The organism is Kitasatospora sp. NPDC057965, assembly GCF_042887135.1.
In the GTDB taxonomy this organism is placed as follows: Bacteria; Actinomycetota; Actinomycetes; order Streptomycetales; family Streptomycetaceae; genus Kitasatospora.
Genome location: NZ_JBHVPZ010000034.1, coordinates 74,584 through 89,535 on the forward strand (window position 1 = coordinate 74,584; position 14,952 = coordinate 89,535).

The 14,952-nt window shown below is 74.5% G+C and carries 9 protein-coding genes; 6 read left to right on the top strand and 3 right to left on the bottom strand.

The genetic code is table 11. The features are described from left to right. The first annotated feature begins 132 nt into the window (after positions 1–132). The gene (locus tag ACFVVU_RS32870) at positions 133–3,252 is read left to right on the top strand and encodes an Ig-like domain-containing protein (RefSeq protein ID WP_387793771.1); all 3,120 of its coding nucleotides are present in this window, start codon (positions 133–135) and stop codon (positions 3,250–3,252) included. A 474-nt stretch (positions 3,253–3,726) separates the two neighbouring features. Continuing rightward, positions 3,727–5,256: a DUF4153 domain-containing protein gene (locus tag ACFVVU_RS32875; RefSeq protein WP_387793772.1), complete on the top strand. Its 1,530-nt coding sequence runs from the start codon at positions 3,727–3,729 to the stop codon at positions 5,254–5,256. 288 nt (positions 5,257–5,544) lie between these two features. On the opposite strand, the gene ACFVVU_RS32880 is transcribed toward ACFVVU_RS32875, so the two are convergent. Then, complete coding sequence (locus ACFVVU_RS32880; RefSeq protein ID WP_387793773.1) at positions 5,545–7,092, bottom strand: MFS transporter; 1,548 nt, start codon at positions 7,090–7,092, stop codon at positions 5,545–5,547. 161 nt (positions 7,093–7,253) lie between these two features. Here ACFVVU_RS32880 and ACFVVU_RS32885 point away from each other — a divergent pair, with 161 nt between their 5' ends. The 3 genes from ACFVVU_RS32885 to ACFVVU_RS32895 all read left to right on the top strand — a co-directional run bounded on the left by ACFVVU_RS32885 (position 7,254) and on the right by ACFVVU_RS32895 (position 9,703). Next, entirely contained in the window at positions 7,254–8,018 is a 765-nt protein-coding gene (locus ACFVVU_RS32885) for a TetR/AcrR family transcriptional regulator (protein ID WP_387793774.1), read from the top strand. A gap of 159 nt (positions 8,019–8,177) precedes the next feature. Then, positions 8,178–8,888: a ribonuclease HII gene (locus ACFVVU_RS32890; protein WP_380686452.1), complete on the top strand. Its 711-nt coding sequence runs from the start codon at positions 8,178–8,180 to the stop codon at positions 8,886–8,888. Positions 8,889–9,205: 317 nt separating this feature from the next. Beyond that, positions 9,206–9,703, top strand: a complete 498-nt coding sequence (locus ACFVVU_RS32895; RefSeq protein ID WP_380686450.1) for a hypothetical protein — start codon at positions 9,206–9,208, stop codon at positions 9,701–9,703. Between the two features lie 209 nt (positions 9,704–9,912). On the opposite strand, the gene ACFVVU_RS32900 is transcribed toward ACFVVU_RS32895, so the two are convergent. Together ACFVVU_RS32900 and ACFVVU_RS32905 are read right to left on the bottom strand one after the other, a co-directional pair. Beyond that, positions 9,913–10,545: a hypothetical protein gene (locus ACFVVU_RS32900; protein WP_387793775.1), complete on the bottom strand. Its 633-nt coding sequence runs from the start codon at positions 10,543–10,545 to the stop codon at positions 9,913–9,915. Positions 10,546–11,071: 526 nt separating this feature from the next. Next, positions 11,072–13,279, bottom strand: a complete 2,208-nt coding sequence (locus ACFVVU_RS32905) for a RecQ family ATP-dependent DNA helicase (protein ID WP_387793776.1) — start codon at positions 13,277–13,279, stop codon at positions 11,072–11,074. 222 nt (positions 13,280–13,501) lie between these two features. On the opposite strand from ACFVVU_RS32905, the gene ACFVVU_RS32910 reads away from it, so the two are divergent. Further along, the coding region (locus ACFVVU_RS32910) for a DUF4192 domain-containing protein (protein ID WP_387793777.1) at positions 13,502–14,952 on the top strand (1,451 nt) is incomplete at its 3' end.

A 14,952-nucleotide genomic window follows, 5' to 3' on the forward strand; every position in this document is an offset into this window, starting at 1 on the left:
GGGAGTTGGCCGAGATGAAACAGGGGGGCGGTCATGGCGGACGCGGGTACCGGCATGCGCGCACGAGCGGGTACGGGCGGCGCGGGCAGAGGTGGCGACAGAGGCAGGGGCGGATCGTGGCGGCGGCGGGCGGTGGGCCTGCTCGCGGCGCTCGCCACCGCCGCGGCGCTGGCCACCGGACCGGGCGCGCCCCCGGCGGCGGCCGCCACGGCGACGCTGGGCCCCACCGAGGCCGGCGTCCGCACCGACACCGCCGACTCCCACTACCTCAACGCCTCGCGCTACGTGACCGGTTCGTCCGGTGGCACGGTCAGCAGCATCTCGGTGTACGTGGACAGCGTGGACGCCGCACCCAACGACCGGTTCCAGACGGCGATCTACCAGGACGACGGCGGCAGTCCGGGGGCCCTGCTGGCGAGCAGCGACACCGCGACCCTCACCGGGCCGGGCTGGAACAGCGTCCCGGTGACGGCCACCCTGGTCGCCAACACCCCCTACTGGCTGGCCTACAACACCAACGGCTCCGGCCCCACCGTCAACAACCTGCGCTACACCCCGGGCGGCACCAGCGCCTACGGCAACGCCGGCCAGCCGTTCGGCAGCTGGCCGACCACCGCGGGCCCGGTCACCACGATCGCCACCAGCTTCTCGATCCACGCCACGTACACCACCGCCGAGGTGGCCCCGTCCGATCCGGCCCCGGGCGTCGGGCCGGGCGCGGAGGGCCCGATCCTGCTGGTCACCAGCCAGGCCAACCCGTACACCCGCTACCTGGCGGAGATCCTCAAGGCGGAGGGCCTGAACGCCTACCGCCAGGTGGACGTCTCCGCCGTCACCAGCGCCGTACTGGCCTCCGCCGACGTGGTGCTGCTCGGCGAGACGCCGCTCACCGCAGCCCAGGCGAACCTGTTCAGCACCTGGACCAACGCCGGCGGACAGCTGGTGGCGATGCGCCCGGACAAGCAGCTCGCGTCGCTGTTCGGCCTCACCCCGGTGTCCGGCACCCGCGCCGATGCCTACCTGAAGGTGAACACCGCGGCCGCGCCCGGCGCCGGGATCACCGGCGACACCATGGGCTACCACGGAGCCGCCGACCTCTACGCGCTGAACGGTGCCACCGCCGTCGCCACCCTGTACAGCGACGCGGCGACCGCGACCGCCAACCCGGCGGTCACCCTGCGCGCGGCCGGCAGCGGCCGGGCCGCCGCGTTCAGCTACGACCTGGCCAAGTCGGTGGTGCAGACCCGTCAGGGCAACCCCGCCTGGGCCGGTCAGCAGCGCGACGGCGTCGACGGCTACGAGGCCAGCGAGATGTTCTTCGGCACCGGCGGGCAGCCGGACTGGAACGACCTGGACAAGGCGCTGATCCCGATCGCCGACGAGCAGCAGCGGCTGCTCGCCAACCTGCTCACCCAACTGGCCTCCGGCGACAAGCCGCTGCCCCGGTTCTGGTACTTCCCGCGCGACGTCAAGGCCGTCGTGGTGATGACCGGCGACGACCACGGCGTCGGCGGCACGGCCGGCCGCTGGGACGGCTACCTCGCACAGAGCCCGCCCGGCTGCTCGGTCGCCAACTGGGAGTGCGTGCGCGGCTCCTCGTACATCTACACGGACGACCCGCTCACCCCGGCCCAGGCCAAGGCGTACAGCGACCAGGGCTTCGAGGTCGGCGTGCACGTCACCACCAACTGCCGCCCCTGGGGCGGCACCGCGGTCCTGCAGGGCTACTACCGCGACCAGTTGGCCGCCTGGCGGGCCAAGTACCCCAACCTGCCGAACCCGTCGAGCAGCCGCACGCACTGCGTGGAGTGGGACGACTGGGCCACCCAGGCGAAGACCAAGCTGGCCAACGGCATCCGGCTGGACACCGACTACTACTTCTACCCGTCGAGCTTCACCCAGGACCGGCCCGGCTACTTCAACGGCACCGCCCAGATCATGCGCTTCGCCGACACCGACGGCAGCGTGATCGACGAGTACCAGGCCACCACCCAGCTCACCGACGAGTCCGGCCAGTCGTACCCGGGCACCGTCACCACGCTGCTCGACGCGGCGTACGGCGCCCAGGGCTACTACGCGGCGCTGACCGCCAACATCCACACCGACTTCGCCGCCTCCGCCGCCTCGGACGCGGTCGTCGCGGCGGCCAGGGCGCGGGGCGTGCCGGTGGTGTCCGGCCGGCAGATGCTCACCTGGCTGGACGGGCGCAACGGTTCGGCGTTCGGCAGGCTGGCCTGGCACCCGAGTGCCCCGGGCGGGGGCTCGCTGACCTTCGACATCACCGGCGGGGCCACCGGGCTGCGCGCCATGCTGCCGTTCAACGCGGCCGCCGGCACGCTCACCGGCATCACCTCCGGGGGCCGCCAGGTGCAGTACCGGGTCGAGACGGTCAAGGGTGTGGCGTACGCGTTCTTCGACGGCGCGGCGGGCTCGTACACGGCCGACTACGGCCACGACGACACCGCGCCGACTGTGCTCGGCACCACCCCGGCCGCCGGGGCGAGCGGGGTGGCGCCGGGCGCGGCGGTGCGGTTCTCCTTCGGGGAGCCGCTGGACCCGGCGAGCGTGACCGGCGGGTCCGTCACCCTGCGGCCCGCCGCGGGCGGCGCGGCCGTCGCGGGGACGGTGGGCTACGACGCGTCGACGGCGAGCGTGGTGTTCACCCCGGGCGCCCCGCTGGCGCTGACCACCGGGTACACCGCGACCGTCCAGGGCGTGCGGGACCTCGCCGGGAACGCGCTGGCGGGTCCGTACGCGGTCTCGTTCACCACCGGGGGAGCGGAGCCGCGCACGATCGGGAACGCGGCGGTGGGCTCGCTGATCGACGACACCGACTCCAACCACCTGAACGGCAGCCGGGTGACCACCGGCGCCGACCCGGTGGCGCTCACCTCGCTGAGCGTGCACGTCGGTCCGGTCAGCGCGGCGCCCGACAACCGGTACCAGCTGGCCGTCTACACCGACGAGGGCGGTTCGCCCGGAACGCTGGTCGCCAGTACGGGGACCGGCACGCTGACGGCCAACGCGTGGAACTCGCTGCCGGTGGACCTCACGCTGAGCGCCCGCACCTCGTACTGGTTCGTCTACAACAGCAACGGGGCGAGCTCGACGGTCAACAACATGAACTACTCGACGGGTGCCGCCGGGCAGGGCGCGTACAGCAACACGGTGGTGCCGTTCGGGACGTGGCCGGCGGATTTCGGGCCCTCGGTGAGGGACTCGTTCCAGTACTCGCTGTTCGGGACGTACTGAGCGCGCGGCGGCGCCGATCGGCCGGCGCCGCCGGGCTCCGATCGGACTCTGATTGGGCTCTGATCGTTGCTCAGGAGTGCGTCGGGACATCGGACCCGGTTCTGTCACAGGGGTGTGACGGAGCCGGGTCCGGCGTTTTTGAACCTGTTCAGAATGGTCTACAGTCGGCATCGGCCGTGGCGCCCGGTGCCTTCACCGGTGTGGTTCCGCGTGCTCGTCGGCGGACCGCCCGGAGAGTGGCTTCCGCACGCCCACCCGACCATTGAGGGGGAAGCCATGTCCGGATTCAGCACGCCCGCCGCGGACGGAGTGTCGCCCGGCGGCGGCGCCGGGGCCGGTTCTGTGCCCGGGGCCGCGTCCGGGGCCGCGCCGGGTCGCGGGCCCGCCTCCGGCTACGGCCCCGGTGCCGGCCACGGGCCCGGCTACGGCCACGGTCCCGGTCACGGCCCCGGTCCCGCCGCCGGACCGTACCGGGTGCCCGGTACGCCCGCGCCGCAGCCGTTCGCCTGGCTGCGGCCCAGCGACCCGGACAAGAAGGCCCCGGCCGCCGGCCGGACGGTGCTGGCGGCGGTGCTGGCCGGCCTGCTCACCTCCTGGCTCCTGATCGACGGACTCGGCGTCAACCTGCTGCTCTGCGCGGCGTTCACCGCCGCCGGTGCTGGGATCGCCGCCCGCGCGGCCGGCCGCCGGCTGCGCGTCTGGACGGTCGTGTGGAGCGCGATGGCACTCGCCCTGCTCGCCGTCCCGGCGCTGTACGAGGCCGGCCGGCCGGTGCTGCTGAGCACCGTCCTGGCGCTCGGCCTGGCCTCGCTCGCGCTGCACGGCGGGCGGCGCTGGAGCGGTGTCCTGCTCGCGCTGCCGGGCGTGCTCTGGCAGCTCGTGCCGGCCCTGGTGTGGGCGCGGGCGAGCCTGCGGGCCCGCGGCGGGAACAGCCGCGCCCGGGTGGTGCCGGTGCTCAAGGGGGTCGTGGTGGCGGCCGTGCTGCTTGCCGTCTTCGGCGCCCTGTTCGCCAGTGCCGACGCCGCCATGGCCGACGTCCTCGGAAGCCTGGTGCCCAGCCTGGACTTCGGCCGGCTCCCCGCTCGGGTGGCCCTGTTCGTGCTCGGTCTGGCGACCGCGCTGGGCTTCGCCCACATCGCGGCCGGCCCGCGCCGCTGGGACCGCACGCGGGTCCGGCCGGGCCGGGCCAGGGGCCGGACGGAGTGGGCGCTGCCGCTGGTCGCGCTGAACCTGATGTTCGGCGCCTTCGCGGTGGTGCAGGGTGTGGTGGTGCTCGGCGGCGGCGAGTCGGTGCTGGAGCGCACCGGGATGAGCCGCTCCGAGTACGCCCGGCAGGGCTTCTGGCAGCTGCTCGTGGTCACCGTGCTGGCCCTGGTGGTGGTCGCGGTCGCCAAGCGCTGGGCGCCGCGCGGGACCGGGACCGACCGCCGGCTGGCGCGGTTGCTGCTCGTCGCGCTCTGCCTGCTCACCCTGGTCGTGGTGGCTTCGGCGCTCGGCCGGATGCGGTTCTACGTGGACGCCTCCGGGCTGACCACGCTTCGGCTCTGGGTGCTGGCGGTCGAACTGTGGCTGGGGGTGGTCTTCCTGCTGCTGGTCGCGGCGGGCCTGACCCCGTCGGCCGGCTGGCTGCCCCGCGCGGTGGTGCTCAGCGCGGCGCTGGCCGCCGCCGGGTACGGGCTGATCGGGCCGGACGCCCTGGTCGCGGAGCACAACGTGGCCCGCTTCGAGCGGACCGGGCAGATCGACCTGCGCAATGTCCGCGGCCTCTCACCGGACGCCGTCCCGGCCCTGGACCGGCTGCCGGGCGACTACCGGACCTGCGCGCTGAACGTCGTCGCCGCCGACCTGGCGCAGGACGGTCCGACCCCCTGGTACGCCACCAGCCTGGCCGGGGCACGGGCCCGGGACATCCTCGCCGATCGCCCGGCGGCCGACCGCCTCTCGGACGGGAAGAGCGCCTGTGACCGGGTCGGGCTGCGCCCAGGCCGCACCTTCGGCGGCTGAGCCCGGCCGGGGATCGGTGCGGGGGCGGGGATCGGTACGGGGGGATCGGTGCTGGGCGGGGGACGGCGAGGGCCGGCCGGGAGCGTGCTGCTCCCGGCCGGCCCCTGCCCGTCCGGTCCGCCTCCCCCCGGGAGGGCGGCCGGTCGGTGCGTCGTGACGCGGTCGGTGCGTGTCGCGACGCGGTCGGTGCGTCGCGACGCGGTCGGTGCGTCGCGACGCGGTCGGTGCGTCGCGACGCGGTCGGTGCGTCGTGACGTCGGTGCGTCGTGACGTCAGTTCATCGTGAGGTCAGTGCATTGCGACGCCGGCGGTGTCCGACGGCAGGTCGGCGGCCTTGGCCTTGATGACGACGACGGCGACCACGAAGGCGAGGCCCGCCAGCGCGGCGCCCGCAATGAAGCCGTGCGAGATGCCCTGTGCGAGCACCTCGTTGGCCGCGGCAGTGCCCTTGGGGAACTCCTGCTTCTCCATCAGCCAGGCCTTCTGCTCCGGCGTGGCGGTGGCCATGAAGCCGGGCACCTGCGCCTTGGCCTCGCTGGTCGCGTAGTGCGCGAACACCGTGGTCAGGATCGACAGGCCGAGCGAACCGCCGATCTGCTGCATGGAGTTCAGCAGGCCGGAGGCGGCGCCGGTCTCCTGGCCGGAGACGCCCGCGACGGAGAGCAGCATCACCGGGACGAAGATCAGGCCCATGCCGAAGCCGAAGACCACCGTCGGGCCGAGGATCCCGTCCACGTAGCCGCTGTCCGCGTTCATGAAGGTCAGCCAGGAGAGCCCGACGGCGACCAGCAGCGCGCCACCCGCCATGAACGGCTTCGGGCCGTACTTGACCTGCAGGCTGGAGGCGATCTGGGCGGCCACGATGATGGACGCGCTGATCGGCATGAACGCGAAGCCGGCCTTGAGCGGGCTGTAGTCCAGCGGGCCCTGCACGAAGAGGGTGATGTAGAAGAAGATTCCGAACATGGCGGCGGCCACGCAGAGCATCATCACCAGGCCGCCGGTGCGGTTCCGGTCGGCGAACAGCCTCAGCGGGGTGATCGGCTGCGCGGTCCGGCGCTCGATGATCACGAACGCGACCAGCAGGATCACACCGGCGGCGAAGGAGCCGAGCGTCAGCCCGTCCTTCCAGCCGTCCGACGCGGCGCGGATGAAGCCGTAGACCAGGCCGACCAGGCCGAGCGTCGAGGTGAGCGCGCCGGGCAGGTCGAAGCGGCCCGGGTGGCGCTCGGACTCGGCGATGTAGCGCGGCGCGGCGAAGGCGATGAGCACCGCGATCGGCACGTTGACGAAGAAGACCCAGCGCCAGTCGAGGTACTCGGTCAGCACACCGCCGGCCAGCAGGCCGATCGCGGCGCCGGAACCGGCCACCGCCGAGAACACGCCGAAGGCCCGGTTGCGTTCGGGCCCTTCGTCGAAGTTGGTGGCGATCAGGGCGAAGGCCGTCGGTGAGCAGATCGCGCCGCCGATGCCCTGGAGCGCGCGGGCGGCCAGCAGCATGCCGCCGTCCTGTGCGAAGCCGCCGAGCAGCGAGGCCAGGCCGAACAGCAGCGTGCCGGCGATGAAGACCCGGCGCCGGCCGAGGATGTCGCCCGCGCGTCCACCGAGCAGCAGCAGGCCGCCGAAGGTCAGGGTGTAGGCGTTGATCACCCATGACAGGTTGGTGGTGGAGAAGTCCAGGGCGTCCCTGATCTGCGGCAGGGCGATGTTCACGATGGTGGCGTCGAGCACCACCATCAACTGCGAGGCCGCGATGACGGCCAGGGTGATGCCCTTGTGCGCGCTGCGGCCACCTTGCGGTGGAGAGTTCTTGCTGAGTGTGTCGGAGATAGCCAAGTTGATGCCCCCTGCTGGCTATTGCTTCGTATGCTGCGGACCTCGGGGTCCGGCGCGGCCCGTCGGCGTCCCGCGGGCTATGAAGGAACGGAATCGTTCACTAATGTGGACGATAGCGTTGGCGAGATTATGAACGCAAGCGTTCCTTAGGGTTGGTGACAATGGATCAGTTGGTGCGGCGCCAGGCGGCGGACCGCTCGGGCGGTCTCCCGACAGGCCTCCCGGCAGCTCTTCCGGCAGGTCTCCCGGCAGCTCCTGCGGTCGGCCGGTCGGCCGGTCGGTCGGCGCAACGGGCATCCGAGGCCCCGCGGGCCGCCTGCCCCGTCCAGGTCGTCGCCGAGGCCCTGGGACGGCCGGGTCGGCGGCGGGGGAGGGAGCTGGAGGCGGCGATCTTCGAAGCGGCGCTCGATCAGCTCACCTCCGGCGGATTCGCGCGGCTGACGATGGAGGGGGTCGCCGGCGCCGCCCGGACGGGGAAGGCCGCGCTGTACCGGCGGTGGGCGTCCAAGGTGGAACTGGTCATCGACGCCCTGGACTCCACTCTGCCACGCCCCACCGACACTCCCGCCCTCGGGTCCGCCCGGGCCGAACTGCACTACCTCGTCGAGAGTTTCGTCTCCGTCGCGAGCTCCCGGGCGGGTGGCGCGGTGAGCGCGCTGATGGCCGAGCTGGACCACGACCAGGCCGAGCTGTTCAAGGACTTCATCGCCCAGCGGATGCTGGAGCCGACCAAGGCCGTGATCCTGGCCATCCTCCGGCGGGGCGCCGAGCGCGGCGACGTCCGTCCGGGCGCGGCCACCCCGCTGGTCGCAGACGTCGTTCCGGCGATGCTGCTGTACCGGGTCAAGGTGTGCGGCTGCCGGATCGGCCCCGAGTTCGTCGACCAGCTGGTCGACGAGGTGCTGGTCCCCTTGATCCGCCCCTGAGGTCGCTCCGGCTCCGGCTCCGGGGCGGGGCCGTGCCGGCTCGGGGCGCGGCGGTGCCGGGTCGCCCCCCGGGGGGGTGCGGCAGTCTGACGTCGACGCCGCCCGGGCGTGCCGACGGGTGGCATAGGCTGGAGTCCGATCAGCTGAACGGACCCCATCATGCCCATCGTCCCGCCGACGCACTCCGTCGAGCGCTCGCTGCGCCGCGCCGGCGCCAAGGTCGTCGTCGGCCTCGACGAGGTCGGGCGCGGCGCCTGGGCCGGGCCGGTCACCGTGGGTGCGGCCGTCACCGGTCTGCGCCGGCCCCCGGAGGGTCTGACCGACTCCAAGCTGCTCACCGAGCTCCGCCGCCGCGCGCTCGCGCCCGTGCTCGCCGACTGGGTCACCGCGTACGCGCTCGGCCACGCCTCGGCGCTGGAGTGCGACGAGCTCGGGATGACCGCCGCGCTGCGGCTGGCCGCCGTCCGCGCGCTGGAGGCACTGCCGGTGGAGCCGGACGCGGTGATCCTCGACGGCAAGCACGACTACCTCGGCGGCCCCTGGCGGGTGCGCACGGTGATCAAGGGCGACCAGTCGTGCATCTGCGTGTCCGCCGCCTCGGTGCTCGCCAAGGTCCACCGGGACGGCCTCATGGCCGATCTCGGCGAGCAGTGCCCCGAGTACGGTTTCGCCGACAACGCCGGCTACCCGTCCCCGGTCCACCGGGCCGCACTGGAGGAGCTCGGTCCGACCGAACACCACCGCCTCTCCTGGTCCTATCTCGACGGGCTGCCCCGGTGGCGCCACCTGAAGCGGATCCGGACGGTTCCCGGACCCGGCGGCGCCGGCTCCGCGGAGCCCGTCGGCGAGCAGCTCGCGCTCGGTTTCTGACGGTACGTCTGGAAGCTGCCCGGGTCGCCGGCGGGGCCCGGCGGTGCCCAAGGGGTGGGGCGCCCGTGCGCGTCCGACCGGCATTTGATAGATATCCGGGTATGCCTGTCTTCCCCGAGGAGCCGGAGATTAACGAGAGCCTCCCGGGCCCCGGCGTTCCCAGCCCCCGCGAGTCGGACGCACAAGCCCTCCGCGTGCCCGCCACCGGCGGCGCGACCACCGCCGTACCGTCGGCCGTCGGAGCCGTGCCGGCCCCGGTGCCGGGGCCCCGCCCCGCACCGCCGCGGCCGGCAGCGCCGCGTACGGCGGCCGCGCGGGTGGACCGTCCGGGGCCTTCGCCGCGCCCGAACCCGATCCCCAAGCCCACCCCTCCGCGACCGGCACCCCGCCCGGCGTCGGTCGAGGTCCGGCACGTTCCCGCCACCGAGGCGGAGGCGCTGGACCGCGCGGACGAGACCGTCGACCAACTGCTGGACTCCGGCCGCGATCCCGGCACCGTCCTGGTGCTGACGGTCGGTGCGGCGCACCCCTGGCAGCAGCACGAGCTCACCTTCGGCGAGGAGCGCTACTGGGCGCAGCTCACCGAGGGCGGCGACGTGTTCTACGCCGACGCCGAGCTGACCCGCCCGGCCCGCCGGCCGGTGGTCGTGCTGGCCGTCAACGGCGGTCCGGCCGACCGGGCCGCGGCGGCGTACGCCAAGGCGCTGCGGCACGCGGAGGCGCTGCTGGTGGTCTGCGGCGGAGCCGCCCCGGCCACCGCCGGTGCGTCGCGCGCCGCGGCCGGTGCTCCGGCCCCCCGGCGGCGGCCCGCCTGACACCGGTGGCGGGGCCCGGCGGCCCTGACCGTCCGGGAGACCCGACGACCATCCCGGCCCGGCACCCCTCGTGGCGCCGGGCCTCGGCCTTCCCGCCGCGCGCCGACAGGTGTGCGGGCCTGGACGTTCCGGACCGGGGGCCCGGTCACGGGTGTCGGCCGTGGGCAGCGCCGGACCGCGGGCGGGTGGACGAACGGCCGGCGGGTGTGTCAGCGGGTGCCGGTGCGCCGGGCCGTTTCGATCCCCGCGACCCGGGCCGGCCCCCACGGGCGCTCGGACGGGCGGGACCGCGGGGAGCGCTCGCCGCGCTGCGACCGGTTGCCGCGCGGGGTCTCCAGCGCGGTGCGCTGCGGCAGTTCCGTCACGGTGTGGACCGGCCCCTCCGCCCACGAACCCGCGTGCGGATTGCGTCCGCTCCGCCCGTCGCCGAGGATCTGCCAGCCGGCCGGGGTCAGCGCGACATACGCTCCGCAGCGCAGCCCGTGCAGGCCGGCCGCGTCCCGCAGCGCCCACATCCAGGCGCCGTCCTGCTCCGTCCAGCCGGCCGAGCCCTCGCGGCAGCTCAGCAGGACGGCCGTCCGCTTCGGGGCGGGCAGCCGCAGGTCGTGCGGGGTGACCTGGCGCAGGTGGGTGAGGATCGCGTTGCGGTGCAGCCAGCCGTCCGTGTCGTGCGGCCAGGGCGCGAACGAGGCCGAGGCGGTCACCCGGTGCAGGGCGTCCAGGACGGCGACCACCACCGTGCCGGGCTGCGGCAGATGGCGCCGGTGCAGCTCCAGGACGAATTCGCGGGGATCGCGGAGCAGCGGGATCCCCGAGGCCGCCCAGGCCTCCAGATCGAGCACCCGTCTGAGGGCCGAACTCCGGACGAGGGGATACTGACCTCGGTCGGTTCCGCTGATCACGACCCTCCTTCCCGACCCACGGGCGCGCGGGTGCCTGCGTACGCCAGAGGCATGGTCCAAGGGACCGGGCTCCGGGTACGGTCCAATTCTCAGGGCAGATGGGGTTGAGCGGCAATGATGAAATGATGAACGCCGCCCGAAAGCCAACGTTCTGCCGGATATATTCCACGGCCGCCCGGAACCGGCCCGGCCGTCGCCGGACCGCGGTCCGGCCGGACCACCGGGCGCTGCGAAGCCTTCCGGACAACTCCGTCCCCCCTTTTCCGCGACGATCTTCCGGCGGTCTCCTCTCCGTACCCGGTCGACGGTTCCGACCGGGTACGGAGAGACATACGAGAACCTGTGATTACTCCGATCCGGTGCTGCGGTCCTGCGATCCGGGTGCTGCGACGCGGTCTGGTGACGCGGTCTGGTGATGAGGTCCCCGCTCCGGCCGGTGCCGCGTCCGGCCGGTGCGGGGAGGCGGTCAGCCCTGGACGCCCAGCACCAGCGGCAGCACCGCGCCCGCCCCGGCGCGGCGCAGCAGCCGGGCGGCCACGGTGACCGTCCACCCGGAGTCCACCAGGTCGTCCACCAGCAGCACCGGCCCGCCCGCGGCCGCCACCGCCGACGCCGTCTCCGGCGGCAGGGTCAGCGCGCCCGCCACCGAGTTCAGCCGCTGGGCGCTGTTGCTGCGCGAGCCGTGCGGCGGCTGCCCGGTCGCGTACTCGATCCGCCCGAGCAGCGGCAGCCGCCCGATCTCGGCGATCCTGGTCCCGAGGCTGCCGACCAGCTGCGGCCTGGTGGAGGAGGCCATCGTCACCACGCCGACCGGCCGCTCCAGCCGGGCACCGTCGGAGGTCGCCGGACCGGCCCAGCCACCCGGCCCGCGCGCCCAGTCGGCCAGCACGGTGACCAGGGCGTCCACCACCTCGCCGGGGACGGGCCCGTCCGGGGCCTGGTCGGCGAGCAGCGAACGCAGCCGGGTGCCCCAGCCGATGTCCGAGAGCCGGCCGAGCGCCCGGCCCGTCTCGGCCTGCTCGCCCGCCGGGATGCGGCCCTTGAGCGGGACGCCGAGCGCGTCCATGCCGGTGGGCCAGAGCCGGCGCGGCTCGAAGCCGACGCCCGGCCGGCCGAGGGCGGCACGGGCGGCCTCCAGGGCCTGCGCCGAGACCTCCGGTCCGTGCAGCGGCCCGGCGCAGTTGTCGCACCGACCGCAGGGCGCCGCCTGCTCGTCGTCCAGCTGGCGGCGCAGGAACTCCATCCGGCAGCCGCCGGACGCCGCGTACTCGCGCATCGCCCGCTGCTCGGCCTCCCGGGAGGCGGCCACCTTGGCGTAGCGGGCGGTGTCGTACTCCCAGCTCCGGCCGGTGGCCGTCCAGCCGCCCTTGACCCGCCGGACGGCGCCGTCCACGTCGAGGACCTTGAGCATGGTCTCCAGCCGGGTGCGGCGCAGGTCCACCCGGGGCTCCAGCGCGGCGGTGGACAGCGGCCGGCCGGCCTCGGCGAGCGCGTCGATCGTCCGGCGGACCTGCTCCTCGGGCGGGAAGGCGAGCGAGGCGAAGTAGCGCCAGATCGCCTCGTCCTCGCGGCCGGGCAGCAGCAGCACCTCGGCCCGGTCGACCCCGCGCCCGGCCCGGCCGACCTGCTGGTAGTAGGCGATCGGGGAGCTGGGGGAGCCGAGGTGGACGACGAAGCCGAGGTCCGGCTTGTCGAAGCCCATGCCGAGGGCGGAGGTGGCGACCAGCGCCTTGACCCGGTTGGCGAGCAGGTCGGCCTCGGCGGTGCGGCGCTCGGCGTCCTCGGTGCGGCCGGAGTAGGAGGCCACCGGGAAGCCGCGCTCGCGCAGGAAGGCGGTGACCTCGTCGGTGGCGGCGACCGTGAGGGTGTAGATGATGCCGGAGCCGGGCAGCCGCTCCAGGTGGTCGGCGAGCCAGGCCAGCCGGTGCGCCGGGTCGGGCAGGGTGAGCACGCCGAGGGTGAGGCTCTCGCGGTCGAGCGGGCCGCGCAGCACGAGCGCGTGCTCGTCGCCCGTGCCGGTGCCGAGCTGCTCGGCGACGTCGGCGGTGACCCGGGAGTTCGCCGTGGCGGTGGTGGCCAGTACCGGGACACCCGGCTGGAGCTCGGCGAGCATGGTGCGCAGCCGGCGGTAGTCGGGGCGGAAGTCGTGGCCCCAGTCGGAGATGCAGTGGGCCTCGTCGACCACCAGCAGGCCGGTGGAGGCGGCGAGCTTGGGGAGCACCTGGTCGCGGAAGTCCGGGTTGTTCAGCCGCTCGGGGCTGACCAGCAGGACGTCCACCTCACCGGCGGCGACCTCGGCCTGCACGGCGTCCCACTCGTCGGTGTTGGCGGAGTTGATGGTGCGGGCGTGGATGCCGGCCCGGGCCGCCGAGTCCACCTGGTTGCGCATCAGGGCGAGCAGCGGCGAGACGATCACCGTCGGACCGGCGCCGCGGGCCCGCAGCAGGGCGGTGGCGATGAAGTAGACGGCGGACTTGCCCCAGCCGGTGCGCTGCACCACCAGGGCCCGGCGGTGGTCGACGACCAGGGCCTCGATGGCTGTCCACTGGTCCTCGCGGAGGGTGGCGCCGGGGCCGGCCAGCTCGCGCAGGACGGCCTCGGCCCGCGCCCGGACCTCGGCGCGGTCGGCGGGGGTGGCGGTGGTGTGGGTCTTCGGCTGCTGCATGGCCCCCATGTAACCCCGAGGAACCGACAAGGGGCGAACGGCGGCGGGTGCGGAGCGGGCGAAGCCGGGAGGTGTTTCATCCGTTCTTCTGCTGAACGGCAGCCGATTTTCCCCCGGAAGAGTGGCTCGACGATAGGCCGATCGAGGGAGGAGATATTCACAGGCCGGGTTTATCCACAGATCCGGAAGAATTTTCCGGGAGCTCCGGGGAATTGCGGCAACCTTCCGCCCATGACCGACGAACCCATCGCGCTCCCCTTCGGCGACGGCCCCGGTGGCCGTCCGATCACCATGCGGGGCCCGGCCGACATGGCCGAGGCGCTGCCCTACCTCCTCGGCTTCTTCCCCGACGACAGCATCGTCGCGGTCGGCCTCCAGCCGCCCGGCCTGCACCAGGGCGGGGTGATCCGGCTGGACATCCCCGAGTCGGCCGAGGAGTGGCCGGCCGCCGCCGAGGAGACGGCCTCCCTCCTCGTCCGGCTCTCCGAGCGGCAGGACCGACGGCCGGTCCAGGTCCTCCTCTACCTCTGCCAGGATCCCGCCGGGCCGCGGCCCGGCGGGGAGCACGGCCCGCCGGTCGCCGAACGGCTGCGACCGCTCGCTGAGCGGTTGCAGCAGGCCTTCGAGAGTCGCGCCGTGCGGGTCAAGGAGTCGTTGTGCGTCTCGGCGGACCGCTGGTGGTCCTTCCTCTGCACGCGGGAGGGGTGCTGCGATCCGGCAGGGCACCCGATCCACCGCACGCCCGGCCCCGGCCCGGTCGCGGTGGCGGCGACCGTCGCCGGGCTGGCTCCGCGCGGCAGCCGCAAGGAGATCCTGGCCGGGTTGGCCCCGCTCGGGCCGCCCGTTGCGGACGCCGTACGCGGCGCCCTCGCACGGGCCGGTGCCGGGCCGGCGGCCGGGCTGCGGCTGTCGCTCGACCGGCGGGAGCACGCCGCGCTGCTCGACGCGGCCGTGGCCGAGTTCATCGCCGGGGCCACGGAACTCGACGAGGAGCGGACGGCGCGGCTGCTGCTGGCGCTCCAGGACCGGATCGTCCGGGACCGCGCGGCCGAGTACGCCAGACCGGACGAGCTCGCGTCCGTCCAACGGCTCTGGCGCTTCCTGGCCACCCGCTGCGTGGCGCCCTACGAGAGCTGTGCCGCGCCGCCGCTCACCCTGCTGGCCTGGACGTCCTGGGTCGCGGGGGACACCGCCACCGCGCGCGTGGTGCTCGGCCACACGCTCCGCCGCCACCCTTCCTACCTGCTCGCGCAGCTGCTGTACGAGTCGTTGAACAGCGGTTTCTCGCCGGACACGCTGCTGGCGAGCGTGGCGACGGAGCGCCGTCGTCGCACCGAGCGGGAGGCGCGGGAGGAGCAGGAGCGGGCGGCCGGGGAGCGGGCTCCGGAGCCCGAGGGTGATCCGGAGCGGGAGTCCGGGCCGTCGTCGGGTCCATCCCCGACGCCGGCGCCCGCCGCCGAGGGGTCCGCGCCCGGGAAGGTGCGTCGTCGTGGCCGTCGACGGCGCGGCCGCCCGGCGGTGGCGGGTACCGAGGGCGCGGCGGACACGGCGGATGCGGCCTGCGACGGGCCCGCGGGCCCCGGCCGCCCGGCCGGGGTGCCGCCCGCGCGGGAGGGCGCGGGCGGTGACCCCTCGGGTGGCCGAGGCACCGGGACGGCCACCGCGCGGGCGCGGTGCGCGGC

Excerpts from the sequence above, each read along its gene's own strand:
- ACFVVU_RS32890 (WP_380686452.1), top strand. The coding sequence starts at position 8,178 with ATGCCCATCGTCCCGCCGACGCACTCCGTCGAGCGCTCGCTGCGCCGC.
- ACFVVU_RS32885 (WP_387793774.1), top strand. The coding sequence starts at position 7,254 with ATGGATCAGTTGGTGCGGCGCCAGGCGGCGGACCGCTCGGGCGGTCTC.
- ACFVVU_RS32905 (WP_387793776.1), bottom strand. The coding sequence starts at position 13,279 with ATGGGGGCCATGCAGCAGCCGAAGACCCACACCACCGCCACCCCCGCC.